We start from the raw sequence: 23,954 nt of genomic DNA, 5'->3' as shown, positions 1-23,954 counted from the left end.
GCCCCGCCCACGGCAGCGGCTACCGCTACAACCGCGCCTGACCGGCGCCGGTCCGTCCGGGTCGGTCAGCCCGCGTCGGTCAGCCCGGGTCGGTCGGTCCGGGCCGGTCAGTCCGGCGCCTCGCCCGGGTACGCGCTCTCGAACGCCGCGTGGAACAGGGCCGTGACGTCCTGCCCGGTGAGGCCCTCGGCGCGGGCCCGGTCCAGCCACTCGGCGAGCGCGGAGCGCAGCGGTGAGCCGGGGCCGGACTGGGGCTGGGCGAGGGAGCGGGTGATGAACGTGCCCGCTCCCTGGCGCACCTCGGCGAGGCCCATGCGTTCCAGTTCGCGGTAGGCCTTCAGGGTCGTGTTCGGGTTGACCTTGGTGGTGGCGGCGACCTGGGCGGCGGTGGGCAGCCGGTCACCCTCCTCCAGCGCGCCCATGCGCAGCGCCTGCTCGACCTGCCGGACGATCTGGAGATAGGTCGCCACTCCACTGCGCCGGTCGATGCGGAACACGACCACGGTCTTCACCTTCCGCTCGATTGCGACATTTTACGTAGGAGGAGCGGGTGGTGTTCACAGCGGGCGGCGGGTGACCCGCCACAGGATGAACGCCGTGAGCAGGGCCGTTCCGGCGAGCAGGATGCCTGCCGCGGTCCACTGCATCGACGCCATCTGGCTGTAGTCGAGGTATTCGATCACGTCGTTGACGATGCCGTGTTCCTTGATGCACGCGTTCTGCGCCTTCTCGGTCGCCTCGGCGCAGGTGCCCCAGCCGTACAGGGTCCCGTCGGCGCTGCCGACCCAGCGGTCCACCTCGTACGCCTCGGCGTAGCGGGCCGGGAGTTCGGTGCCCATCGGGTAGGTGAAGACGTGCGTGTCGCCGAGGCGTCGGCGCACCTCGTCCCAGACGAACATGGTGGTGATCGCCGTGAAGAGGAACGTGACCACCATGGCCGGGAGTACCCGGCGGATCAGGGTGCCGATGGTGATGCCGGCCGCGGTGAGGAAGAGGAGGAACGCGGGCAGGACGGGCCCGGTGTTGTCGAAGATGACGCCGTCGATCCACTCGCTGAGGAAGACCGAGCGGTACGGCTTCCACCACCAGGTGAACAGCGCCGACAGCACCACGCCGGAGACCAGCGCGAGGGCGTAGGCCAGGCCCAGCTTGGCGATCAGCCACTGGCGGCGGGTCGCCGACTGGGTGGTGACGAGCTGCGCGGTGCCGTTCTCCTGGTCGCCCGCGATCAGCGGGGCGCCGACGAAGACGGCGAGGATCAGGGGGAGGCCGCCGAGGATGGAGGTGATGTAGTTGTAGCCGCGGTCGTTCTCCAGTGGCTGGCCCGCGTCCTTCTCCGGCCAGCCCTTCGCGTCGAGCAGCTGGACCAGCTCGTTGCGCTCGTACACGATCCAGAGCGCGGCCAGCAGCGTGAGGCCGAGGACGCAGGCCAGCGCGGTCCGGTGCTGGCGTACGACGAGCCATGGCATCCCGCGCAGCAGGCGGCGTCCGGAGTCGGGTTCGGCGGGCTTCTCGGTGAGGGGGGTGCTCATGCGGCCTGGGTCCCTTCGGCCTCGACGCGGGCGCCCTGGGTGTAGAGCGAGGGCGCGTCCGGGGAGCGGAGATGGGCGAGGAGGACTTCCTCCAGGGAGGGCTCGGCGCTCTCCCAGTCGGCCGGGAGCGGAGCCTTCGGCCGGATCATCGCCTGGAACTGCCGCCCCTGGAGGCGGGTTTCGACGACGGTGTGGTCGGCCAGCTCGGGCGGCAGCGAGCCGTCCCGGGCCACCCCGGTGACCAGCGCGTGGGCCGGGACCAGCGCGTCGGCGTCACCGGCCATCCGGATCCGGCCCTCGGAGACGACCAGCAGGTAGTCGCACATGTCCTCCAGCTCGGTGAGCATGTGCGAGGACATCACCACCGTGGTGCCGCGCTCGACGGCCTCCGCCATCAGCAGGGTGCTCATCTCGTCGCGGGCCAGCGGGTCGAGGTCCGACATCGGCTCGTCCAGGAGCAGCAGGTCCGGCCGTTTGCCGAAGGCGAGCGCGAAGGCCACGCGGGTGCGCTGGCCGCCGGAGAGCGTGCCGACCCTCGCGTGCAGCGGGATGTTGCCCGAGCGGACGATCCGCGTCGCCGCGGCCGCGTCCCAGGCGGGGTTCAGCTCGGCGCCCATGCGCAGGGTGTCGGCCACGCTGAACCGCTTGAACAGCGGCTTCTCCTGGCCGAGGAACGCGAACGTGGGCATCACGGCGGGGTCGTCGACCGGTACGCCGAAGACCCGCAGTTCGCCGGTGGTCGGCTGCACCTGCCGGGTCGCCAGTCCGAGCAGGGTGCTCTTGCCCGCCCCGTTCGGGCCGACCAGACCGCAGATGCGGCCGGCCGGGATCCGGAAGGAGCAGTCGCGCAGCGCCCAGCCGCGCCGGTAGCGCTTGCCCAGGCCGCGGGCTTCCAGCGCCCAGCTGCCGGACGTCGCGTTCGGAGTGCCCGTGTCCGCCACGCGCCTCACCTCAATTCCATGAGTCAATTAATGGAATCATGGAGTCGTGAGGGAATGACTGTCAAGCCTGACCAGCGAGAGGGAGGGGCGGTGGGCTCAGCCGCGCAGGAACGCCAGGACCGCGAGCACCCGGCGGTTGGTGGCGTCCGAGACGTCGAGATCGAGCTTGGTGAGGATCGACCCGAAGTGCTTGCTGACCGTGCCCTCGCCGACGTGCAGGGCCTCGGCGACGGACGCGTTGGACCGGCCCTCCGCCATCAGCGCGAGCACCTCCACCTCACGGGCGGTGAGCCGGGCGAGCGGGTCGCGGCGGCGCCGGATCAGCTGCCGTACGACCTCGGGGTCCACCACCGTGGCGCCCTCGGACACCCGGCGCAGCGCGTCGGCGAACTCCTCGACGTGGCCGATGCGCTCCTTGAGCAGGTAGCCCACCCCCGTACCGTCCGAGGCGTCCAGCAGGTCCTCGGCGTAGGCGCGCTGGACGTACTGGCTGAGCACCAGCACCGGCAGTCCCGGCAGCTTCTGCCGCAGCGCGACCGCGGCCCGCAGGCCCTCGTCCGAGAAGCCGGGCGGCATCCGGACGTCGGTCACCACGATGTCCGGGCGGTGCTCCAGAGCGGCGGCCGTCAGCTCGTCGGCGGTGCCCACCGCGGCGAGGACCCGGTGCCCGAAGCGTTCCAGCAGGCCGACCAGGCCCTCGCGCAGGAGCACGCTGTCCTCGGCCAGTACGACGCGCGGCATCAGGTCCTCGATCGGGTGGGCGGGCAGGGCACCTCCAGCCGGAACACCGTCGGCCCCCCGGGCGGACTGGACAGTAGCAGGGTCCCGCCCAGCACCGAGAGGCGATCGGCGACGCCCTGGAGGCCCGTCCCGCCGCCGCTCCCGCCCGCCGGCCCGCTCCCGCTCCCGTCGGCCGTCCCGCCCAGTCGCGCGCCCCCGCGCCCGTCGTCCTCGACCTCCACCGTGAGCCACCTCCTCGTGGTCACGCCGGTCACCGTCACACGGTTCGCACCGCTGTGCTTCGCGACGTTCGCCAGGGCCTCGCTGACCGCGAAGTAGACCGCGGTCTCGACAGCCTGGGGCAGCCGGCCCGGTACGGCCAGGAGCACCTCGACCGGGACCGGCGAGCGGTCCGCCAGGTCCTCGACGGCGGCCTCCAGCCCTCGGTCGGTGAGGATGTGGGGGTGGATTCCGTGGATCAGCTCGCGGATCTCCACCAGCGCGACCGACGCCTCCTCGTGCGCCCGGTCCAACAGCCCGCCCAGCGGTTCGGCGGGCCGCTCCAGCCGGGCGAGGCCCAGCGTCATGGAGAGGGCCACCAGCCGCTGCTGCGCCCCGTCGTGCAGGTCGCGCTCGATACGGCGGCGCTCCGCCTCGAACGCGTCCACCAGCCGCGTCCGCGACCGGTCCAGCTCCGCGATCCGGGAGTCGAGCGCGGAGTCCGGCGGCGAGAGCAGCGCCCGGGTCAGTACGGCCCGGCCCCGGGCCACCACCCCCAGCGGCCAGGTCAGCAACGGCAGCAGCACCACCCCCGCCAGCAGCACCGCGAACGCCTCCGGCCAGGAGTCGGCGAGCCAGAGCTTCAGGACGCGCGCCTCCCCGTCCCCGCCCGCCGCCATCATCACCGGGGTCCCGATCAGCCCGCCGCACACCAGCAGGACGCTGCCGACGGCCAGCGCCTCCAGCGGCCACAGGACGAACGCGAAGAGCAGCGCGTACGCCAACTCCCGCCAGGTGCACCGCTCCTGGAGCCGGGTCCGCAGCCAGGACGCCAGGCCCGGCTCGGGCGGTTCGCGGTGCGGATCGAGGAGGGGCGCCGGGTCGATCAGCCGGAGCCTGCGCCGCTCCAGCGCGGCCAGCGGAATCCCGGCGAGGACGAGCGTCAGCAGCAGCGGCACGCCGATGACGAGGACGGTCAGCGCGCTGCCCGCGACCGCCAGCAGGAGCAGCGCCACCAGTGTCGCGACGCCGAGGGGCACGCTGGTCAGGAGGTAGAGCGCGGCACGCCACGGCCGGCCGCTCAGGAGCCGGCGGGACAGGGCCCGGGGGAGGGACCCGGGGGCAGCTTGGAGGGCGGCCCGGGGAAGGGCCGTCGCCCGGGTCTCCGGGGGCGCGGGCGGGTGGGTCTCCGGGGACGTGGGCAGCGGGGTCTCCGGGGACGCGCGCGGCGGGGGCTCCGGGGACGCGCGCGGCGGGGGCTCCGGGGTTGCGGGCGGTGGGCTGGGGGAGAGCATGCCGGGCACGCTACGAGACCGTCCCCCGGGCGGGCCACCCTGTTCTCTGCCCCTCCCGTGGTGGAGCTGGCTCCACCACGGGAGCCCCCTCTCGCTGCGATGTGCCGTGCGAGCGCCGCCGGTTGAGTGGACCCCATGAATCCAGCAGCGAGTGCCGGCCGGCCACCGGCCGTTCGGCTCCGGTCCGTGACCCGTTCCTACGGCCGCGAAGGCCGCGAAGGCCGCGAAGGCCGCGAAGGCCGCGAAGGCAGCGCGGTGAAAGCGCTCGACGACGTCAGCCTGACCATCAACCGCGGTACGTTCACCGCCGTCATGGGGCCATCCGGCTCCGGCAAGTCGACGCTCCTGCACTGCGTCGCGGGGCTGGACCGGCCGACCGGCGGCCGGGTGCTGCTCGGCGACACCGATCTGACCGGGCTGAGCGAGGCCCGGCTGACCCGGCTGCGCCGGGAGCGGATCGGCTTCGTCTTCCAGGCGTTCAACCTGTTGCCCTCCCTGACCGCCGCGCAGAACGTGGCCCTGCCCCTGCGGCTCGCCGGCCGGCGGCCGCGCGGGGCCGAGGTGCTCCACGCGCTGGACCGGGTCGGGCTGCGCGACCGGGCCGGCCACCGGCCCGGCGAGCTCTCCGGCGGCCAGCAGCAGCGGGTGGCGATCGCCCGCGCCCTGGTGACCCGGCCCGAGGTGCTCTTCGGCGACGAACCGACCGGGGCCCTGGACTCCACCGCCGGGCGAGTGGTGCTCGGCCTGCTGCGTGCGATGACCGACGAGGGGCGCACCGTGATCATGGTGACCCACGACCCGGTCGCCGCCTCCTTCGCCGACCGGGTCGTCTTCCTCGCCGACGGCCGCATCCGGGACGAGCTGGAGGCGCCCACGGCGGAGCGGGTCGCCGCCCGCATGGCGGCGGGCGCCGCCCCGGCGGCCCCGATGGGCTCCCCCGGCCCGGCGGTGGTCCCGTGCTGATGCTCGCACTGCGCGGGATGCGCACGCGCTGGGTCACCTTCGTCGGGTCGTTCGTCGCCCTGGCCCTGGGGGTGGGCCTGATCGCGGCCACCGGACTCGCCCTCGCCGCGACGTTCGACGCCCCGGAGCGGGGCCCCGAACGGTTCGCCGCCGCCCCCGTCGTCGTCCGGGCCGCCGATCACCTCCGCGTCGACACCCCGACCGGGACCCGGAGCAAGCCGCTCCACCACCCCGGGCCGGTCGGCGAGCGGATCGCCGACCGGCTGGCCGCCCTCGGCCGCACGGTGGAGGACCGGACGTTCCCGGTGGACGTCACGGCTCCGCGTACCGGTTCTGCCGTCATGGCTCCGCGCACCGGCCCCGGCGCCGAGGAGCCGCACACCGGCCCTCCCGTCAGGAAGCCGCGCACCGGTCAGGACGCCGAGGCCCGGGTCGGGCACCCGTGGCCGGTCGCCGCCGCGGCCCCGTACCGCCTCACCTCGGGCCGGGCCCCCGCCGCCCCCGGCGAGGTCGTCGTCACCACTCGGCCCGGCGGCGACCGGCTCCGTACCGGTGACCGCGTCCAGGTCCGCACCCCGGCCGGGAACGGCCTTCGGACCGTCGTCGGCACCGTGGCCGGCCGGGGCTTCGAGGACGCCGTCTTCTTCACCGACGACGAGGCCACCCGGATCTCCCCGGACATCGACGCCCTCGTGGTGCACGCCGACGCCACCGCCGTACGCCGGGCGCTCGGGACGGACAGCGGCATGGACGTCCTCACCGGCCACGACCGCCGCCGCGCCGACCCCGACCCCGACCGCGACGCCCGGGCCCTGGTCTCCGTCAACGCCCTGCTCGGCACCGCGGCGGGCATCACCCTGTTCGTCTCCGCCGCCGTCGTGGCCTCGACGTTCTCGTTCGCCGTGGCCCAACGGCGCCGGGAGTTCGGCCTGTTGCGCACGGTCGGTGCGACGCCCGGCCGGCTCCGCCGTACGGTGTGCGCCGAAGCGGCCGTCGTCGGAGTCCTCGCCTCGGCCGCGGGCGCGTGGCTCGGAGCCAGGGGCGCGCCCCTGCTCGTCGGCCGGATGGCCGAAGCGGGCCTCGCACCGCCCCGGTTCGCCCTCGGTGACGCCTCCTGGCCGCTGCACACCGCCTTCTGGACCGGGGTGTTCGTCGCCACGGCGGCGGCCCTCGTCTCCTGCCACCGGGCAGGGCGGACCGCCCCGACCGAGGCGCTGCGCGAGGCGGCCGTCGACAGCCGTGTCATGCCGGCGAGCCGCTGGGCGGCCGCCGGCCTGATCCTGCTCGCCGGACTGGGCCTGCCCGCACTGGCGTTGGCCGTCGACCCCGGCGACCTGCTGGGCCGCAAGTCCTACGTCACCCGGCCCATGCTCCTCATCGTCGGCTGCGCCCTCCTGGCCCCCGTCCTGGTGCGCCCCGTCGGCCGGCTGCTGACCTGGCTGCCCGCACGGCTGCCCGGCGCCACCGGCGTACTGGTCCGGGAGAACACCGCCGCCGGGGTGCGCAGGACCGCGGCCGTCGCCGCGCCCGTCCTCATCACCGTCGCCCTCGCCGCCACTCTGACGGGCACCGTCGCCACCCTGGAGGAGGCCAGGGCCACCGAGGCGCGCACCGCCACGACCGCCGACTTCGTGGTGACGTCGGGACAGGAGGGCCGGCCTCCGGCGCCCGCCTTCGTGGAGCGGGCGCGGGCTGTCGAGGGAGCCGTGGTCAGCGTCTCGCGCTCCACGGCCGTCACGGTCCTCGAAGAGGACACGGCCCTCGTCACCTCCGAGGCCCGCGCGGTCGACCCCGCCCGGCTGGCCGCCGTGTCGGAGCTGCCCGTCACGGCGGGCCGGCTCGCCGATCTCGACGACGACGCGATCGTCGTCAACGAGGAGTGGCTGACCACACGGGTCGGTGACCGGGTCACCGTCTGGCTGGGCGACGGGCGTAGGGCCTCGCTGCGGATCGCCGCCGTCCTGGCCACCGGAACCGGCGACAACGGCGTCTACGTCACCCCGCGCAACGCCGGGGGAGCGGGCGTCGACCGGATCGACGTCAAGGTCGCCGAGGGCGCTGAACGGCGGGCCGTCGCCGCCGCGCTGCACACCGCCGGCGCGGCCACCGGGACACGGGTCACGACCCGGGCCGAATGGCTGGCCGCGAACGGCCCGGGGACAAACGACTCCACCAGGACCGGTCTCCGGATGATCCTCGCCATCGCCCTGCTCTCCACGGCGACGGCCCTGGCCAACACCCTGGTCATGGCCACCTCCGACCGGGTCCGCGATCTCGCCGTGCTCCGCCTCGCCGGGGCCACCGTCCCCCAGGTCCTGCGGCTCGTCGCGGCCGAGGCGGTGGTGGCGGTCGGGGTGGGCGCCGTGCTCGGGGGCGTGGTCGCGGCGGTGAACCTGCTGGTGGTGTGGGGTGCGCTGGTACTGCTGGGCGTCACGTCCGCCGTCGTCGTGCCGTGGGGAACGCTCGGCCTCGTCGTCGCGGCCGCCGCGCTCCTGGCCGCCGTCTCCGCCGCCCTGCCGGCCTCGCTCGCCCTGCGGACCCGGCCGGTCGAACTCGCGGGCGCCCGCGAGTAGTCGTCGTCGGCGGCCGCTCGCCGGCGCCCGGGAGTAGTCGTCGTCGGCCGCTCACCGGGGCCCGCGAGCAGCCGTCGACGGATCGACAACACTCGTGAACAACCCCTCCAGGGCATAGGCTCGCCCCATGGGCAGCCACTCCGCACATCTGCCGAACCCGACCACCCCGGCCGGCCGCGAGGGCCTCGACGCCGTTCTCGCCCGGCCCGACCGCGCGGTCGTCGCCCTCGACTTCGACGGCACGCTCGCCGACATCGTCCCGGACCCCGAGCAGGCCCGCGCCCACCCCGGCACGGTCGCCGCGCTCGCCGCGCTCGCGCCGAAGGTCGCCGCCATCGCGGTGATCACCGGCCGCCCGGCGGGTGTCGCGGTGCGCTACGGAGGCTTCGCGGGAGTCCCCGGGCTGGAGCACCTCGTCGTGCTCGGACATTACGGCGCCGAACGCTGGGACGCCGTGACCGGCACCGTGAACACCCCCGCCCCCCACCCCGGCGTCGCTGCCGCGCGGGCCGAACTCCCCGGCGTACTGCACGAGTTCGACTCCTGGCACGGCACCTGGATCGAGGAGAAGGGGCAGGCGGTCGCCGTCCACACCCGGCGTGCCGATGACCCGCAGGCGGCCTTCGAGGCGCTGCGCGGTCCCCTCGGCGAGCTGGCGGCGAAACACGGGCTGGTCGTCGAACCGGGCCGCCTGGTCCTGGAGTTGCGCCCGCCCGGCATGGACAAGGGCGTCGCGCTCGCCACGTTCGTCACGGAGCTGGACGCCGAGTCCGTGATCTACGCGGGCGACGACCTCGGGGACCTCGCCGCGTTCGCCGCGGTGGAGAAGCTGCGGACCGAGGGCCCGGACGGCATCCCCGGCCTCCTGGTGTGCAGCGGCAGCACCGAGGTGCCCGAACTGGCCGAGCGGGCCGACCTGTCGGTGCCGGGCCCGGCCGCGGTGGTCGCCTTCCTGGCGGCGCTGGCCGAGCGGCTCTGAGCCGTACACAGGAGGCCGTATAAAGGAGGCCGTATACAGGAGACCGGCTCGCCCAGGGGTGAGCCCGCGTCAGGAGACCGGCTCACCCCTGCCGCAGCGCCTCCAGCTGGTCCAGGAACCACTGCTGGGGCGGCAGCGCCGTCGCCGCCTCGGCCAGTCGCTTTGTGCGGCCGGACCGCTCGTCGGCGCTCATCGTCAGCGCCTCGTGCAGGGCCTCGGCCGTGCCCACCACGTCGTACGGGTTCACCACGATCGCGTCCTCGCCCAGCTCCTCGTACGCCCCCGCCTCCCGCGACAGCACCAGCGCGCAGCCGTGGTCGGAGACGACGGGGACCTCCTTGGCGACCAGGTTCATCCCGTCGCGGATCGGGTTGACCAGAGCCACGTCCGCCAGCCGGTACGCGGCCAGCGAGCGCGCGAAGTCGTCCTTGACGTGCAGCACGACCGGCGTCCAACCCTCCGTGCCGTACGCCCCGTTGATCTCCGTGGCCAGGGCCTGCACCGCCGCCGTGTAGTCCCGGTAGACGGCGAGGTCCTGCCGGGAGGGGTAGGCGAAGGCGATGTGCACGACGCGCTCGCGCCACTCGGGACGGGCGTCCAGCAGGGCCCGGTAGGCGTGCAGACCGCGCACGATGTTCTTGGACAGCTCGGTGCGGTCCACCCGGACGATGGTCTTCCGGCCCTCGCCCACCTGCTCCCGCAGCGCCGACATCCGCTCGTCCACGTCGGCCTCGTGCGAGCGCCGACGCAGGAAGTCCGCGTCGGCCCCCAGGCCGTGCACCCCGATCCTGGTCCGGCCCGTCCCGCCGAGGATCTCCGTGCAGCAGCCGATGAACGCGTCCGCCCAGCGGCGGGTCAGGAACGCGGCCCGGTCCGCGCCGAGGATGCCGCGCAGCAACTGCTCCGCGATGTCGTCGGGCAGCAGCCGGTAGTAGTCGACGGGCGCCCACGGGGTGTGCGAGAAGTGGCCGATCCTGAGGTCCGGGCGCAGCTCACGGAGCATGCCGGGGACCAGGGCCAGGTGGTAGTCCTGGACGAGGACCGACGCCCCCGGTCCCGCCTCCTGGGCGAGCGCCTCGGCGAAGGCCCGGTTGTACGTCTCGTAGGAGGTCCACTGGCGGCGGAACTCCGCGTCGAAGACCGGCTCCACGGGCGTCTGGTAGAGCAGGTGGTGGACGAACCACAGCACCGAGTTGGCGATGCCGTTGTACGCGTCGGCGTGCACCTCCGCGTCGATGTCGAGCATCCGCACGCCGGCCTCACCGACCCCGCGCCGCACCGCCTCGCGGTCCCCGTCGCCGAGGGCCGCGCAGACCCACAGCTTGTCGTCGACGGCGCTCAGCCCGGAGACGAGACCACCGCCGCCGCGCTTGGCGTCGAGCGTCCCGTCCTCGCCGAGCGTGTACGAGACGGGGCCGCGGTTGGACGCGACGAGGACCTGGGCGGTGGAGGCGGCTGCGGGTTCGGCGTGCTCGGAGACCATGTTGCGGAACCTAGCCCGTTCGGGAAGCCCCCAAACGCCTCCCGGTCCTCCCACCCCGAACGGTGCCCGGCGCGCACCGGCCGCTCGCCGGGCTCACACCGCCCTCAGGCAGCGTGGCGTTCCGCGTACTCCGCGATCTCCCGCATCGGCGGCCGTTCCTCCGTGTCCACCGCATGGGTGCGGGGCACGAAGCCGTCCTCGCCGCGCTCGAACTGGGTCAGCGCGGGCCGCACCAGATGGCCCCGGGAGAGCCGCAGCTGCGCCGTACGGTAGATCGCCGCCGCCATCCGGCCCAGCGCCTGCCCGTCCTGGTGGCGGTGTCTGCGTACGCCGACGTCGACCTGGCCCAGGGCGTCCAGGCCCACCGTGTGCAGCGCGTCCACCAGCAGCCCCAGCTCCACTCCGTAACCGACGGGGAACGGCAGCCGCTCCAGCAGGGACCGCCGCACCGCGTACTCGCCGCCCAGCGGCTGCACGAACCCGGCCAGCTGGGGCCAGTGCAGATTGAGCAGCGGGCGCGCCACCAGCTCGGTGACCCGGCCGCCCTGACCTGCGCTGTCACCGAGCGGGCGGTCGTACATCGCCTTGACGAACTGGACGGACGGGTCGGTGAGCAGCGGTCCGACCGTGCCCGAGACGAAGTCCGCGGAGAAGTCCCTGAGGTCGGCGTCGATGAAGCAGACGATCTCGCCGCTGGTCACCAGGAGTGACCGCCACAGCACCTCGCCCTTGCCGGGCAGGGCCGGGATCCGGGGCAGGATCGCGTCCCGGTGGACCACGCGGGCGCCCGCCGCCCGGGCCACGGCGGCCGTGGCGTCGGTGGAGCCGGAGTCGATCACCACGAGTTCGTCGACGAGCCGGACCTTCTCCATCAGCTCCCGGCGGATCGTCGCCACGATCGCGCCGACCGTGGCCTCCTCGTTCAGCGCGGGCAGCACCACGCTCACGGACGTGACGCGCGGATCGGCGTCCCGGGCGTCGGTGAGCCGGTTCAGCGGGCGGTCGCCGGACGACCAGGAACGCCTGGTCAGCCAGCGTTCCACCTCTTCGAGCACGGTCGGCACTCCCTGTGTGTGATCCATCTCGCGGTTCGGACGACTATCTCAACGGTCCGGTGCTTCGGTTACAGTCTTGAACAACGCGTATGGCCGTCGCATGTCGGGGTCGGAGCGCGCATAAACGCCTGGATCGAAGATCCAGCGCCATAAGAGCTCATCCAGAGGGACTGAGGGAACGGCCCGTTGAAGTCCCGGCAACCCTCCTGCCGACCGCGAGGTCACGGTGGGGAAGGTGCCAATTCCGTCTTGCGGCGAAATGCGTCGCAGGGAAGATGAGGAGAAAGGGACCTCCGCCATCATGGCTGTTCAGACCGTTGCAGGTAACACCGCTTCTTCCGCCCCGGCCGTCGATCTCGGCCCCGCCGCGGCGCTTTCCTGCCGCGAGTGCGGCGAGCGTTTCGAGCTCGGCCCCCTTTTCGCCTGTGCGTCCTGTTTCGGGCCGCTGGAAGTGGCCTACGACCTGCCCACCGGCTCCCCGGAGGAGCTGCGGAAGCGCATCGAGGCCGGCCCGAACAACATCTGGCGCTACGCTCCGCTGCTGCCGGTGCCCGCGGATGTCGCGGAGAAGCCCAACATCAACCCCGGCTTCACCAAGCTCGTCAAGGCCGACAACCTCGCCCGTGAGCTGGGCGTCACCGGCGGCCTGTACGTGAAGGACGACTCCGGCAACCCGACGCACTCCTTCAAGGACCGTGTCGTCGCCATCGCCGTCGAGGCCGCCCGCGCCTTCGGCTTCACCACCCTCTCCTGCTCCTCCACGGGCAACCTGGCCGGAGCCGTCGGCGCCGCCGCCGCCCGGGCCGGACTGCGCTCCTGCGTGTTCATCCCGCACGACCTGGAGCAGGGCAAGGTCGTCATGGCCGCGGTGTACGGCGGTGAGCTGGTCGGCATCGAGGGCAACTACGACGACGTCAACCGCTTCTGCTCCGAGCTCATCGGCGACCCGCTCGGCGAGGGCTGGGGCTTCGTCAACGTCAACCTGCGCCCGTACTACGGCGAGGGCTCCAAGACGCTGGCGTACGAGATCTGCGAGCAGCTCGGCTGGCGGCTGCCCGACCAGATCGTCATCCCGATCGCGTCCGGCTCCCAGCTCACGAAGATCGACAAGGGGTTCCAGGAGCTGATCAAGCTCGGCCTCGTCGAGGACAGGCCGTACAAGATCTTCGGCGCCCAGGCCGAGGGCTGCTCCCCGGTCTCCGCCGCCTTCAAGGCGGGCCACGACGTGGTGCGCCCGCAGAAGCCGAACACCATCGCCAAGTCGCTGGCCATCGGCAACCCGGCGGACGGCCCGTACGTCCTGGACATCGCCCGCCGCACCGGTGGCGCGGTGGAGGACGTGACCGACGAGCAGGTCGTCGACGCGATCAAGCTGCTGGCGCGCACCGAGGGCATCTTCGGCGAGACGGCGGGCGGCGTGACGCTCGGCGTGACGAAGAAGCTGATCGAGGCGGGCGTGATCGACCCGACGCTCACCACCGTCGTCCTGAACACCGGCGACGGGCTCAAGACGCTGGACGCGGTCTCCGCGACCTCGCAGGCAACGGCCACCATCAAGCCGAGCCTGGACGCGTTCCGCGCCGCGGGCCTCGCCGCCGGCTGATCACCAGAGACTCAGGAAGGCACCCACCATGAGCGTCAAGGTCCGCATCCCCACCATCCTCCGTACGTACACGGGCGGCCAGGCCGAGGTCCCGGCGGAGGGCGCCAAGCTCTCCGAGGTCATCGAGTCCCTGGAGAAGGACCACCCGGGCATCGCGGCCCGCGTCCTGGACGACCAGGGCAAGCTGCGCCGCTTCGTGAACGTGTACGTCAACGACGACGACGTGCGCTTCGAGGGCGGCCTGGACGCGGCCACGCCCGACGGCGCCGGCGTCTCGATCATCCCCGCGGTCGCCGGCGGCTGCTGAACCGCCCGGGCCGCTCCACGGCGGCCCATCGCACCCCTGTGTGACCACAGTTGCCCCCTCCGCGAGAGAAGCGGAGGGGGCAATTCTGTATGGTTGAGCACGGTACAGTTGGGGAAGCCCCGTCCGCTGCCCGTGCCGCCCGCATATGAGAATGCGCCCGGCTCCGATAAGAAGCAGCCAAAGTACGTGAACCTCTTGTGGCATAAGTGCCCTTTGCGTGGCCCGACTTGCCCGTAAATCTCAGCAAACCCGCATATTCGCGTGTTCTTCTGTGCCCAGAATTCTCGTCCGATTGACCTGTTGCAGAGGGCAGTTGGGCGGATACATTCGGCCGCGGTCGACGCGCTGCGGCGCCGCACACCCTCTCCTGTCGGAGGGTGAGTTCCGACCCGGGCCCGCGAAGTGCGGTCCCGTGCAAGGGCCAGTAATAGGGGAGTTAGGCATGGCTCAGGGCACCGTCAAGTGGTTCAACGCGGAGAAGGGGTACGGCTTCATCGCGGTCGACGGTGGTGCGGATGTTTTCGTCCACTACAGCGCGATCCAGATGGACGGGTACCGCACCCTCGAAGAGGGTCAGCGAGTTGAATTCGAGATCTCGCAGGGCCAGAAGGGGCCCCAGGCCGACATGGTCAAGCTCGCCGTCGGCTGAGCTCGGCGCGGTCGTCCGACGACACTACTCACGCACGCAGGGCCCGGCCCCCGGATCAGGGGACCGGGCCCTACGTGCGCCCCGGTGACCTCGCAGGGAAGGCGCGCCGCCGGCCCCGTCCGGTGGGCGCCGCTGTCCACATCCGGAGGGGGACGCTTGCACTCGCAGGGGTCGAGTGCTAATCATTGGCGTTAGCACTCTCCAGGTGAGAGTGACAGAAACTTGGACCGGGCCGGTGAGGCCCGCAGGCGCGATGGGGCAAGGAACCACCACGCAGGCAGGCCGTCCGTCGCGGGCGCCTCTCGGTCCGGAGAATCCACCCCTGTCCGGGAGGACCACTTCACATGGCCAAGATCATCGCGTTCGACGAGGAGGCACGGCGCGGTCTCGAGCGCGGGATGAACCAGCTCGCCGACGCCGTCAAGGTCACCCTCGGCCCCAAGGGCCGTAACGTCGTCCTCGAGAAGAAGTGGGGCGCGCCCACGATCACCAACGATGGTGTTTCCATCGCCAAGGAGATCGAGCTCGAGGACCCGTACGAGAAGATCGGTGCGGAGCTGGTCAAGGAGGTCGCCAAGAAGACGGACGACGTCGCCGGCGACGGTACGACCACCGCCACCGTTCTGGCTCAGGCTCTCGTCCGCGAGGGTCTGCGCAACGTCGCCGCAGGCGCCAACCCGATGGCCCTCAAGCGGGGCATCGAGAAGGCCGTCGAGGCCGTCTCCGCCGCTCTGCTGGAGCAGGCCAAGGACGTGGAGACCAAGGAGCAGATCGCTTCGACCGCCTCCATCTCCGCCGCCGACACCGAGATCGGCGCCAAGATCGCCGAGGCGATGGACAAGGTCGGCAAGGAAGGCGTCATCACCGTCGAGGAGTCCCAGACCTTCGGTCTGGAGCTCGAGCTCACCGAGGGTATGCGCTTCGACAAGGGCTACATCTCGGCGTACTTCGCGACCGACATGGAGCGTATGGAGGCGTCGCTCGACGACCCGTACATCCTGATCGTCAACTCGAAGATCGCCAGCGTCAAGGACCTGATCCCGCTGCTGGAGAAGGTCATGCAGTCGGGCAAGCCCCTGCTGATCATCGCCGAGGACGTCGAGGGCGAGGCGCTCTCCACCCTGGTCGTCAACAAGATCAAGGGCACGTTCAAGTCCGTCGCCGTCAAGGCTCCGGGCTTCGGCGACCGCCGCAAGGCCATGCTCGCGGACATCGCCATCCTCACCGGTGGCACCGTGATCTCCGAGGAGGTCGGTCTCAAGCTGGAGAACGCCGGCCTGGACCTGCTCGGCCGTGCCCGCAAGGTCGTCATCACCAAGGACGAGACGACGATCGTCGACGGCGCCGGTGACAGCGACCAGGTTCAGGGTCGCGTCAAGCAGATCCGTGCCGAGATCGAGAACTCCGACTCGGACTACGACCGCGAGAAGCTGCAGGAGCGTCTGGCGAAGCTGGCCGGCGGCGTGGCCGTCATCAAGGCCGGCGCCGCCACCGAGGTGGAGCTCAAGGAGCGCAAGCACCGCATCGAGGACGCGGTGCGCAACGCCAAGGCCGCCGTCGAGGAGGGCATCGTCGCCGGTGGTGGCGTGGCTCTGCTCCAGGCCTCGGCCGTCTTCGAGAAGCTCGACCTCACGGGCGACGAGGCGACCGGCGCCAACGCCGTGAAGCTCGCGCTGGAGGCCCCGCTCAAGCAGATCGCCGTCAACGGTGGTCTTGAGGGTGGCGTCGTGGTGGAGAAGGTCCGCAACCTGCCGATCGGTCACGGCCTCAACGCCGCGACCGGTGAGTACGTCGACATGATCGCCGAGGGCATCATCGACCCGGCGAAGGTCACGCGTTCCGCTCTGCAGAACGCCGCGTCCATCGCCGCGCTCTTCCTCACCACCGAGGCCGTCATCGCCGACAAGCCCGAGAAGGCCGGCGCGGCCGCTCCGGGCGGCATGCCGGGCGGTGACATGGACTTCTGATCCGCCGCGGAGGCCCCGGGCCCGCCCGGGAGCCCTCCGGCTGATCGAAGTTCGTCGTACGTCCCACAGGGGCGGTATCTCCTTCGCGGAGGTGCCGCCCCTGTGGCGTTCCCCGACGGCCCGGCCTCGTACGCGGAGAGGCGGGAGGTGTTCGCGGCGGTCGTCGCCATCAGCCGCCGCCGCGCGGGCCGTCACGGCTGCCTGCCCCCTCGGTCGCCGTCGCCCTGGCCTGCCGGGTGTCCGGTGTCCTGCCCGACTGGTGCGCGGGGGTGCGGGCGGCTCCGCCGTTCTCCCCGCATGCTTGGGTGCGGGCGGGGGGCCGTACGGTCGGCGAGCAGGTGGAACCGGCGGATCTGCGTCCCTTGATGGTGGTGACGGCAGACGGAGGGGGTCCGGGTGAGCACGGTGGCGGGGACGGCGGAGGCGGACGAGGGCGGCGGGCCTGAGGCGAGGACGGACGAGGGCCGCGGGCCTGAGGGGGCCGCCTCGCCGCACGCGCGGGATCCCGAAGGGAGACCGGCCGGGGAGCAGCCGGCCGGGGAGCAGCCGGCCGGGGAGCAGCCCGCCGGGAAACAGCCCGCCGGGAAACAGCCTGTCCGGGACACCGCAGAGGGGTCCGCAGAGGGGTCCGCAGAGGGGACCGCAGAGGGGTTCGTCGAGGGGCCAGTCGAGGGGTTCGCCAAGGGCGAGCCGGGTGAGGGCCCGTCCCCTCTCCGGCTCCTCCTCTCCCGGGTCCGTCCGCACCGGGGCGTGCTCGTGCGCGCGGGTCTGCTCTCGCTCGCCGGATCCGTCGCGGGCCTCGCCATGCCGCTGATGGCGAAACACGCGGTCGACGCGTTCGCCGCGGACCGCTCGCCCGCGGGACCGCTCGTCGCGCTGACCGCGCTCGTGCTGGTGGGAGCCTGCCTCTCCGCGTACGGGCGCTATCTCATGTCCCGTACGGGAGAAGGCGTCGTCCTCCGCGCACGCGATCAACTCGTGGGCCGCATCATGAGATTGAAGGTCCCGGCGGTGGACCGGCTGACCCCGGGCGACCTCCAGTCACGCGTGACCAGCGACACGACCCTCCTGCGGACGGTCCTCTCCAGCGGCCTCGTCGAGTCGTTCAACAGCGTGCTCATGCTGCTCGGGACGATCGGCTTCATGGCGTACATGGATCCGACGCTGCTCGGGGTGACGCTGGTGGTGATCGTCGGCATCGGCGCCGTGACCTCCCTGCTGATGCCGCGCATCCAGCGGGCCCAGCTCCGCGCCCAGGAGTCCGTGGGCGCGATGGGCGCGGCACTGGACCGAGTGCTCCAGGCGTTCCGCACGGTCAAGGCGAGCGGGGCGGAGGAGCGGGAGACGGCGGCCGTCGCGGCGGCCGCCCGGCATGCGCACGACCGGGGCGTCTCGGTGGCGCGGTGGTCGTCGGTCTCCGACGTCACGATGGCGATGTCGATCCAGCTGGCGTTCCTGGCGGTGCTGGGCGTGGGCGGCGCGCGGGTCGCGTCCGGCTCGCTGGAGATCTCGTCGCTGATCGCGTTCCTGCTCTACCTCTTCTATCTGATGGGCCCGATCGGCGGCCTGGTCGAGGGCTGGACGGGTCTGCAGAGCGGGCTCGCGGCGGTGCGCAGGATCGACGAGGTCGAGTCCCTGCCCGGCGAACCGGCCACCGAGCCCGGAACCGTACGGCAGGAGATCCCCGCGACTCCGCTCGGCGTCACCTTCCAGGACGTGACGTTCGGGTACGGGGACGAGCGGGCCCCCGCCCACAAGGGGGTGACGTTCGACGTTCCGACCGGCGGACTGGTCGCGTTGGTGGGCCCGTCCGGGGCGGGCAAGTCGACGGTGTTCAGCCTGCTGGAACGCTTCTACGACCACGACTCCGGCACCATCACCGTGGACGGCCGGGACATCCGCGACTGGCCGCTGGCCGAGCTGCGGGGCTCGCTGGCGTATGTGGAACAGGACGCGCCGGTCCTGGCCGGGACGCTGCGGGAGAACCTCGTCTTCGCCGCCCCGGACGCCGAGGAGAAGGCCGTGAGGGAGGCGGTGTCCCGTACCCGCCTGGACACCCTGGTCGGCCGGCTGCCGGAGGGCCTGGACACGGCGGTGGGCCACCGAGGCGTCACCCTCTCCGGCGGTGAACGCCAGCGGATCGCCATCGCCCGGGCCCTGTTGCGCCGCCCCCGCCTGCTGCTGCTCGACGAGGTGACCTCGCAACTGGACGCGGTCAACGAGCAGGCGCTGCGCGACGTGATCCTCGAACTGGCGGAACACACCACGGTGCTGGTCATCGCCCACCGCCTCTCCACCGTCCGGCACGCGGACCGCATCGTGGTCCTGGAGGACGGCCGGGTCCGCACGGCGGGCACGCACGAGGAGCTGATCGCCGGGGACGACCTGTACCGCGAGCTGGCGACGACGCAACTGGCGGCGGACGCGCGGTGAGGCTTCAGCGGGCGTAGTTCTTGAGCTCCTCGGTGTCCAGGGTGATGTCGACGGGGCCGGGGAGGGGCACGGCGTCGCCGTAGTCGTACGAATGCTGCTGCCGGTAGCGGCCCTTGTCGGGCTCGCTGTGGACGACGAGGGTGTCGTGGTCGCGGTCGACGAGGAGGTAGACCGGGATGCCCGCTGCGGCGTACCCGTCACGCTTCTCCGTGCGATCACGGCTGTCGGTGTCGTGGTCGTGAGACGTCACCTCGACGGTCATGAGGATGCGGTCCGGGTTCGACCACTCGCCGTCACCCGCGAACCGGCCCGCGCGAGCCAGAGTGCCGTCCGGGCGGGCGCGGCCGTTGCGGTATCCGCCGATCCGCAGCCCGCGTTCGCGGTACAGCCGCAGATCCGGCTGCTGCCGCATGCACTGCATCGCGACCCACATGATGATCTCGTCGTGATCCCCGTCCGGCACGGGCTTGACCTCCAGCTTTCCGTTGATGAGCTCAAGCGTCACGGTCTCGGGGGACGTGCGGGCGAGCTGCTCGAAGTCCTCGACGGACATCTGAGCGTGCGGGACGTGATCGGCGGTGCTGGGGGTCATGGCGTCGCCTCCTCCCCTCCATCGTGCCCTGTCAGGTCTGTGGGTGACCTGCACGCTCATCGGTATGTCCTTTCGGACCGGGGGATCAGACCCGCCCGGACCGCGTTCATCCGGTCCCGTACGCCAGGCGGCTGCACGGCTCCCGGCGGGCCGACCGGCGGTTGTGGGGACGGCCCCCGGCACGGCCGGCAGAGGCCGCCGAGCAGCGCTTCGGGCATGCCGGGGGCCCCGCACTCACCGCACTCCAAAGTGCGCAGGACCGTACGGGGGCCGGGCAGGACCCGCTCGGGCGGCAGCTTGTCGCGCAGGCGCCGTTCGACGAGGCGGGCGGCGCAGTGGACGGGCGACGGCAGCCCGCCGGTGAGCGCGTGCAGCAGCTCCGCCTCCGTGGCACCCCGCGCGAACCACTCGCTGACCTGCGGTTCCAGATGTACGCAGTCGGCTGCGGACAGCGTCAGCGCGGGGGCGGTCCGGCCGAGCGCCGCCAGCAGGATGAACGCCCGCGAACGGGTCGGCCGCCGAGGCTCGTCCGGCGGGGCGTCACCCCGGGTGTAGGCGTTCCACCAGTCGTCCTCGCGTGCGGTGCGGGAGAAGAAGGTGCGGGTCACCCAGAGCATGACCTCGTCGGTGATCACGCACTCGCTTCCGCGCCGCAGGTGCCCCGCGCCCTGGAGCCGGTTGAGGGTCGTGCCAAGGGCGCACTGGCCGTACGGCAGGTGCTTGGCCAGGGTCTTCACGGAGATGTCGGAGCCGTCGGGCAGCCGGTCGATGTAGGCGGCGACGGCGGCGTCACGGGGGAGGAGGTGGGCGAAGTCCCGGTCGGTGCGGGGGCGTTCGCCGGGGGCGGAGCGCTTGCCGTAGCCGGGGTTGGCCATCGGGTGAGGCTCTTTGTGCGGGGTCTCGCGCGGGGTGGGGTGGGCATCACTAAACTGGCTGGCAGCCATGGGGATCGTGTTCTTTCGAGTTGGGGCGATCTTCGGTGGTCAGACCCCTGTCGGTGTTGGAGCACCGGTGGGGGTCGACTTTTTCTGTGCAGGTCCTCCGCACGCTAGAGCCTGGCGACCGTGCGTCGCAACTCGATCACAAATTGTCAACTTCGCAGCCAGGGTGGGTGGGTGGGACAACTGACCCATCCACCCCATCCTTGTTAAGAGCGCTCGGATCTCACGGCTTGAGCTTCGGGAGGTCGAAGCGGATCGGAGGGGGCGGCATGAAGGACACAGAGGGCGTGGGCGCGGGGGCGGGTGCGGAACTGACGGGCCGGTTGGTCGCGGAGGTCGACTGGGCGAAGGTGATCGACCCCTATATCCCCGGGCCGGACGGGCAGTACGGGCCGGACCTGCTGGAGCGGCTCTGGTCGCCCGACCTGCGAACGGCCGAGGACGCCCAAGCCACTCTCCACTTCGTGTGCTGCGGCGACGGCAGTTCGGTGTGGCCCGCTGCGCCCGAGGTGCTTCCGTTCCTCGTCGAGGCCGTCCGGGACCCGGCCGTGGCCGTGAGCGTGCGTACGCAGATGCTGGAGACGCTCGCCGTTCTCGCCCGCGCCGGAAACGACGCCCGCACCGCGGGGCCCGGCCCGAAGCTCGGCGGACGGTGGCGCACCGCACCCGCCGCCTGGCCCGCCGCCTGGGAGCGGGCGGTCGACGCGCTGCTGCCGCGGCTCGCCGCCGACGTGGAAGGCGAAGAAGACGTCCGGGCCGGAGTGGCCGCCGTCCTCGCACGGGCCACCCACCGGGCAGACGACCTCGTCGACCGCTTCCTGGCCCGGTTCGAGGACGAGCCCGACCTGTCGGCGGCGGAGCAACTCGTACTGGCCGTGGGCGAGCTGGCCCCTCACGCGGTGGAGCGGCGCGCGGACGCCGTCGCGTGGCTGCGGCAGCGAACGACCGACGCCGGGAAGGGCGAGGAGCCAGACATGGACGACGACGTCGAAGCGTGGCTCGCCTGGATGGAACAGCACGGGCACGATGTCCGGCCGGTCGCGATCGTCGCGCTGCGCCGCGCCCTTCAACCGCTGTGACGCTGTGATGCTGTGACGACCGTCACCCCCGATTCCTCCTGGGTAGTGTCGACCGGATGACCTGCGGCGGGCGTATACCCGGTGAAGCGAAAGATCCGGGAGCAACTTTTGACCGTCGAGGAGTTCGAAGAGTTCTACGCCCAGGCGGTCGCACGTCTCACAGGCCAGCTGTACGTGATGACCGGCGACCTCCAGGAGGCGCAGGACGTCGTGCAGGAGGCGTTCGTCAAGGCGTGGGTCCGGCGCGGCCGGCTGGACCGCGACGGCAGCCCCGAGGCGTGGATCCGTACGGTCGCCTGGCGGCTGGCGGTGAGCCGTTGGCGCTTCCGGCGGCGTTCGGCGGACGCGTGGAGCCGGGGGAGCGGCGCACCCGGACACGTGGAGCCGCCGGACCCGGGCCATGTGGTCCTGGTCGACGCGCTCCGGGAACTGCCTCCGCAGCAGCGGCGGACGCTGACTCTGCACTACCTGTGCGACCTCACGGTCCAGCAGATCGCCGGGGAGACCGGGCTCTCCGGCAGCACGATCAAGACGCATCTGGTTCGCGGACGGGCGGCGCTCGCCCACCGTCTGCGGGACCCCCGCATCGAGGAGGCCCCTGATGTCTGACCCGCGGGATCCGTTGCGGTCCCTGTTCCGGGAGGCCGGTGAGTTCGGGCAGACCCGCTCCGACGCGGACGACGCGTCGAGCATCACACAACGAGGAATGCGCGCGCAGCGGCGCCGGATGGCCGTGGTCGCGGTGGGCGTGTGCCTGGTCGTCGGCGGGGGCGGCGCGGTCGCGGTGGGCCTGCTGCCGGTCCGGCCGCGGCCGGTCGCCCCGGCCACGGTCCCGTCGCCCAGCTACCCGTCGCCCGTACCGTCGGACCGGCTTCCGACGCAGCCGCCGTCCCTGCCGCCGACGCCGATCACCACGCTGCCGGGGGGCGGGTCCACCGGGCCGGGCGGAGCACCCACGAGTACGGGTACGGGCAGGGGCACGGGCAGGGAGACGAGCGCGAGCACGACGCGGTCGTCGCCGACGTCCACGCCGTCGGCGACGACCGAAGGGACGACGTCGATGCCCTGACACCGCCTGACACCGGCTGACACCGCCTGACACCGGCTGACCCCGCCTGACACCGGCTGACCCCGCCTGACACCGCGCCGCCGCCGTACCGATAGCCCGATTCCGTCCGAGCCATCCGGGGCCATCGGGGCCATCGGGGCCATCGGGGCCATCGGGGGCCATCCGGGCCCGTCCGCTTCCGCTCCCTCCCCGCCCCGGCGAGCTCACCGGGCGATCCCGTACGCCTCGACGTATCCGCGAGGCACGCCCGAAAGGTGCCTCAGTTGTCCACGCTCTCCCCCGGGCTGCGGCCTCCTGCCGACCGCCCCGTACCACCCGAGCCCCGGACGCCATCGCGCCCCGGGCCCCGGATCGCCGAACCGGCCGAGCCCCGGGCGGGGCGGCTCCGCCGGGCGGCGGCCCGTCTGACCCCTGCCGACCGGGCCGTACTGTGGCTCTACCTCCTGACCCGAATATCCCTGTGGATCACGGCCCACTTCGCCCGCTGGCTGTTCCCGGCCCGCCCCGGCACGCGGGAGCCGGCGCCCGTACTCGCGCCCTTCCAGCGGTGGGACGCGAACCACTACCTCCACATAGCGCGCGACGGTTACTTCCCCGCCGGCACGGGCCCGTGGACGAGCGGCTGGGACAACCGGGAGGCGTTCTTCCCGGGCTATCCCCTCCTGCTCCGGGCCGTGCACACGGTGGTTCCGGACTGGACGGCGGCCGGGCTGCTGATCTCGTTCGTCGCGGGGGCCGTGGCCGTACTGGCCCTGGCCCGTATCGCGCGGGCGTATCTGCCGGAGGACGCGGCGGGCCGCCGTACGGCTGTTCTCTTCCTGCTCTCGCCCTGCGCGGTGTTCCTGGCCGCCGGCTACACGGAGGCGCTGTTCCTCGCGTTCGCCCTGCCCGCCTGGCTCGCCGCCGTGCGGCACCGCTGGGCGCCCGCCGCCGTGCTGACGGCGCTGGCGACGACGGTGCGCGTCAGCGGCCTGTTCCTCGCCGCCGCCATCGCCCTGCTCTTCGTGCTGACCGCCCGGGAGAAGCGGGACCGGCGGAGCTGGCGAGCGGCGGGCTGGACGCTGCTTCCGGCGCTGCCCCCGGCCGCGTACAGCTGGTATCTGCACGCCCGCACCGGCGACTGGATGGCCTGGAAGCACGCGCAGGAACGCGGTTGGTACCGGACGTTCCACACCCCGTGGGAGGCGTGGGCGAACACGTGGAACGGGGCGTTCGGCCACACCCAGACGACCGGCTACGCGCTCATGTTCCAGGCGGAACTCGTGGCGATGCTGGTGGGGCTCGCGCTGGTGGCCGTACTCCTGTACCGCCGCCGCTGGCCCGAGGCGCTGTACGTGGCCCTCAGCCTCTGGGCCCTGGGCACCTCGTACTGGTACACGTCGATCCCGCGCACGACGCTGCTGTGGTGGCCGCTGTGGATCGGCCTGGCGGCGCTGAGCCTGCGGAGGCCGTGGTTCAGGACGGCGTACCTGAGCGTGGCCGCGCCGGTGACGACGCTCGTCGCGCTGACGTTCCTGACGGGGAGGTGGGCGGGGTGAGTACGTCCCGCCTGCG

Annotated in this window: 22 protein-coding genes and 1 riboswitch; of the genes, 13 read left to right on the top strand and 9 right to left on the bottom strand. The window is 72.5% G+C overall.

The window, feature by feature from the left end:
- Positions 1–107: 107 nt before the first annotated feature.
- The 5 genes from ACIQRW_RS31930 to ACIQRW_RS31910 form a co-directional block, all read right to left on the bottom strand.
- A complete protein-coding gene (locus ACIQRW_RS31930; protein ID WP_018958817.1) occupies positions 108–512 on the bottom strand; it encodes a GntR family transcriptional regulator in 405 nt (134 codons plus the stop codon).
- A gap of 45 nt (positions 513–557) precedes the next feature.
- Positions 558–1,532, bottom strand: coding sequence for an ABC transporter permease (locus ACIQRW_RS31925; protein WP_403766963.1), 975 nt, complete (start codon positions 1,530–1,532; stop codon positions 558–560).
- Positions 1,529–2,473: an ABC transporter ATP-binding protein gene (locus tag ACIQRW_RS31920; protein WP_403766959.1), complete on the bottom strand. Its 945-nt coding sequence runs from the start codon at positions 2,471–2,473 to the stop codon at positions 1,529–1,531. The genes ACIQRW_RS31925 and ACIQRW_RS31920 overlap by 4 nt, the downstream gene beginning before the upstream one ends.
- Before the next feature lie 96 nt (positions 2,474–2,569).
- Positions 2,570–3,214, bottom strand: coding sequence for a response regulator (locus ACIQRW_RS31915; RefSeq protein ID WP_403766956.1), 645 nt, complete (start codon positions 3,212–3,214; stop codon positions 2,570–2,572).
- Positions 3,214–4,707 (bottom strand): sensor histidine kinase, encoded by a 1,494-nt coding sequence (locus ACIQRW_RS31910; RefSeq protein ID WP_403766953.1) that lies wholly within the window; start codon positions 4,705–4,707, stop codon positions 3,214–3,216. The genes ACIQRW_RS31915 and ACIQRW_RS31910 overlap by 1 nt, the downstream gene beginning before the upstream one ends.
- A gap of 135 nt (positions 4,708–4,842) precedes the next feature.
- On the opposite strand from ACIQRW_RS31910, the gene ACIQRW_RS31905 reads away from it, so the two are divergent.
- The 3 genes from ACIQRW_RS31905 to otsB all read left to right on the top strand — a co-directional run bounded on the left by ACIQRW_RS31905 (position 4,843) and on the right by otsB (position 9,222).
- Complete coding sequence (locus ACIQRW_RS31905) at positions 4,843–5,670, top strand: ABC transporter ATP-binding protein (protein ID WP_403766950.1); 828 nt, start codon at positions 4,843–4,845, stop codon at positions 5,668–5,670.
- Entirely contained in the window at positions 5,664–8,243 is a 2,580-nt protein-coding gene (locus ACIQRW_RS31900; RefSeq protein WP_403766947.1) for an FtsX-like permease family protein, read from the top strand. The genes ACIQRW_RS31905 and ACIQRW_RS31900 overlap by 7 nt, the downstream gene beginning before the upstream one ends.
- A gap of 127 nt (positions 8,244–8,370) precedes the next feature.
- Positions 8,371–9,222 (top strand): trehalose-phosphatase, encoded by an 852-nt coding sequence (otsB, locus tag ACIQRW_RS31895; RefSeq protein ID WP_403766944.1) that lies wholly within the window; start codon positions 8,371–8,373, stop codon positions 9,220–9,222.
- Positions 9,223–9,304: 82 nt separating this feature from the next.
- Here otsB and ACIQRW_RS31890 read toward each other — a convergent pair whose 3' ends face one another.
- Together ACIQRW_RS31890 and ACIQRW_RS31885 are read right to left on the bottom strand one after the other, a co-directional pair.
- A complete protein-coding gene (locus tag ACIQRW_RS31890; protein ID WP_403766941.1) occupies positions 9,305–10,705 on the bottom strand; it encodes a trehalose-6-phosphate synthase in 1,401 nt (466 codons plus the stop codon).
- Between the two features lie 104 nt (positions 10,706–10,809).
- Positions 10,810–11,760: a glucosyl-3-phosphoglycerate synthase gene (locus ACIQRW_RS31885; RefSeq protein WP_403767182.1), complete on the bottom strand. Its 951-nt coding sequence runs from the start codon at positions 11,758–11,760 to the stop codon at positions 10,810–10,812.
- 154 nt (positions 11,761–11,914) lie between these two features.
- Positions 11,915–12,042: riboswitch (SAM riboswitch) on the top strand.
- Between the two features lie 19 nt (positions 12,043–12,061).
- Here ACIQRW_RS31885 and thrC point away from each other — a divergent pair.
- From thrC to ACIQRW_RS31855, 6 genes are all read left to right on the top strand, one after another.
- On the top strand, positions 12,062–13,363 hold the full coding sequence (gene thrC, locus ACIQRW_RS31880) for a threonine synthase (RefSeq protein WP_403766938.1): 1,302 nt from the start codon (positions 12,062–12,064) through the stop codon (positions 13,361–13,363).
- Positions 13,364–13,391: 28 nt separating this feature from the next.
- A complete protein-coding gene (locus tag ACIQRW_RS31875) occupies positions 13,392–13,670 on the top strand; it encodes a MoaD/ThiS family protein (RefSeq protein WP_003967347.1) in 279 nt (92 codons plus the stop codon).
- A 442-nt stretch (positions 13,671–14,112) separates the two neighbouring features.
- Positions 14,113–14,319, top strand: a complete 207-nt coding sequence (locus ACIQRW_RS31870; protein WP_003967346.1) for a cold-shock protein — start codon at positions 14,113–14,115, stop codon at positions 14,317–14,319.
- 344 nt (positions 14,320–14,663) lie between these two features.
- Positions 14,664–16,286: a chaperonin GroEL gene (gene groL, locus ACIQRW_RS31865; RefSeq protein ID WP_265600218.1), complete on the top strand. Its 1,623-nt coding sequence runs from the start codon at positions 14,664–14,666 to the stop codon at positions 16,284–16,286.
- Positions 16,287–16,522: 236 nt separating this feature from the next.
- Positions 16,523–16,732 (top strand): lasso peptide biosynthesis B2 protein, encoded by a 210-nt coding sequence (locus tag ACIQRW_RS31860; RefSeq protein WP_403766935.1) that lies wholly within the window; start codon positions 16,523–16,525, stop codon positions 16,730–16,732.
- Entirely contained in the window at positions 16,683–18,719 is a 2,037-nt protein-coding gene (locus ACIQRW_RS31855; protein WP_403766932.1) for an ABC transporter transmembrane domain-containing protein, read from the top strand. The genes ACIQRW_RS31860 and ACIQRW_RS31855 overlap by 50 nt, the downstream gene beginning before the upstream one ends.
- Before the next feature lie 4 nt (positions 18,720–18,723).
- Here ACIQRW_RS31855 and ACIQRW_RS31850 read toward each other — a convergent pair whose 3' ends face one another.
- Positions 18,724–19,311, bottom strand: coding sequence for a Uma2 family endonuclease (locus ACIQRW_RS31850; protein WP_403766930.1), 588 nt, complete (start codon positions 19,309–19,311; stop codon positions 18,724–18,726).
- Positions 19,312–19,367: 56 nt separating this feature from the next.
- Complete coding sequence (locus ACIQRW_RS31845) at positions 19,368–20,186, bottom strand: hypothetical protein (RefSeq protein ID WP_403766927.1); 819 nt, start codon at positions 20,184–20,186, stop codon at positions 19,368–19,370.
- A 335-nt stretch (positions 20,187–20,521) separates the two neighbouring features.
- Here ACIQRW_RS31845 and ACIQRW_RS31840 point away from each other — a divergent pair, with 335 nt between their 5' ends.
- The 4 genes from ACIQRW_RS31840 (at position 20,522) to ACIQRW_RS31825 (ending at position 23,938) form a co-directional block, all read left to right on the top strand.
- Complete coding sequence (locus ACIQRW_RS31840; protein WP_403766925.1) at positions 20,522–21,331, top strand: hypothetical protein; 810 nt, start codon at positions 20,522–20,524, stop codon at positions 21,329–21,331.
- Between the two features lie 108 nt (positions 21,332–21,439).
- Positions 21,440–21,940: a SigE family RNA polymerase sigma factor gene (locus tag ACIQRW_RS31835; RefSeq protein ID WP_403767179.1), complete on the top strand. Its 501-nt coding sequence runs from the start codon at positions 21,440–21,442 to the stop codon at positions 21,938–21,940.
- On the top strand, positions 21,933–22,400 hold the full coding sequence (locus tag ACIQRW_RS31830; RefSeq protein WP_403766922.1) for a hypothetical protein: 468 nt from the start codon (positions 21,933–21,935) through the stop codon (positions 22,398–22,400). The genes ACIQRW_RS31835 and ACIQRW_RS31830 overlap by 8 nt, the downstream gene beginning before the upstream one ends.
- Positions 22,401–22,663: 263 nt before the next feature.
- On the top strand, positions 22,664–23,938 hold the full coding sequence (locus ACIQRW_RS31825) for a mannosyltransferase family protein (RefSeq protein ID WP_403766920.1): 1,275 nt from the start codon (positions 22,664–22,666) through the stop codon (positions 23,936–23,938).
- Positions 23,939–23,954 lie beyond the last annotated feature (16 nt).

The organism is Streptomyces sp. NPDC091287, from assembly GCF_044768525.1.
In the GTDB taxonomy this organism is placed as follows: Bacteria; Actinomycetota; Actinomycetes; order Streptomycetales; family Streptomycetaceae; genus Streptomyces.
The sequence above is the reverse complement of the archived record's forward strand: the minus strand, read 5'-3'. Positions and strand labels throughout refer to the sequence as shown.

Bases quoted from the DNA above. Each gene is read 5' to 3' on its own strand.
- thrC (WP_403766938.1), top strand. From the start codon at position 12,062: ATGGCTGTTCAGACCGTTGCAGGTAACACCGCTTCTTCCGCCCCGGCC.
- otsB (WP_403766944.1), top strand. From the start codon at position 8,371: ATGGGCAGCCACTCCGCACATCTGCCGAACCCGACCACCCCGGCCGGC.
- ACIQRW_RS31845 (WP_403766927.1), bottom strand. From the start codon at position 20,186: ATGGCCAACCCCGGCTACGGCAAGCGCTCCGCCCCCGGCGAACGCCCC.
- ACIQRW_RS31870 (WP_003967346.1), top strand. From the start codon at position 14,113: ATGGCTCAGGGCACCGTCAAGTGGTTCAACGCGGAGAAGGGGTACGGC.
- ACIQRW_RS31890 (WP_403766941.1), bottom strand. From the start codon at position 10,705: ATGGTCTCCGAGCACGCCGAACCCGCAGCCGCCTCCACCGCCCAGGTC.
- ACIQRW_RS31905 (WP_403766950.1), top strand. From the start codon at position 4,843: ATGAATCCAGCAGCGAGTGCCGGCCGGCCACCGGCCGTTCGGCTCCGG.
- ACIQRW_RS31910 (WP_403766953.1), bottom strand. From the start codon at position 4,707: ATGCTCTCCCCCAGCCCACCGCCCGCAACCCCGGAGCCCCCGCCGCGC.
- ACIQRW_RS31840 (WP_403766925.1), top strand. From the start codon at position 20,522: ATGAAGGACACAGAGGGCGTGGGCGCGGGGGCGGGTGCGGAACTGACG.
- ACIQRW_RS31875 (WP_003967347.1), top strand. From the start codon at position 13,392: ATGAGCGTCAAGGTCCGCATCCCCACCATCCTCCGTACGTACACGGGC.
- ACIQRW_RS31830 (WP_403766922.1), top strand. From the start codon at position 21,933: ATGTCTGACCCGCGGGATCCGTTGCGGTCCCTGTTCCGGGAGGCCGGT.
- ACIQRW_RS31850 (WP_403766930.1), bottom strand. From the start codon at position 19,311: ATGACCCCCAGCACCGCCGATCACGTCCCGCACGCTCAGATGTCCGTC.
- ACIQRW_RS31925 (WP_403766963.1), bottom strand. From the start codon at position 1,532: ATGAGCACCCCCCTCACCGAGAAGCCCGCCGAACCCGACTCCGGACGC.
- ACIQRW_RS31915 (WP_403766956.1), bottom strand. From the start codon at position 3,214: ATGCCGCGCGTCGTACTGGCCGAGGACAGCGTGCTCCTGCGCGAGGGC.
- groL (WP_265600218.1), top strand. From the start codon at position 14,664: ATGGCCAAGATCATCGCGTTCGACGAGGAGGCACGGCGCGGTCTCGAG.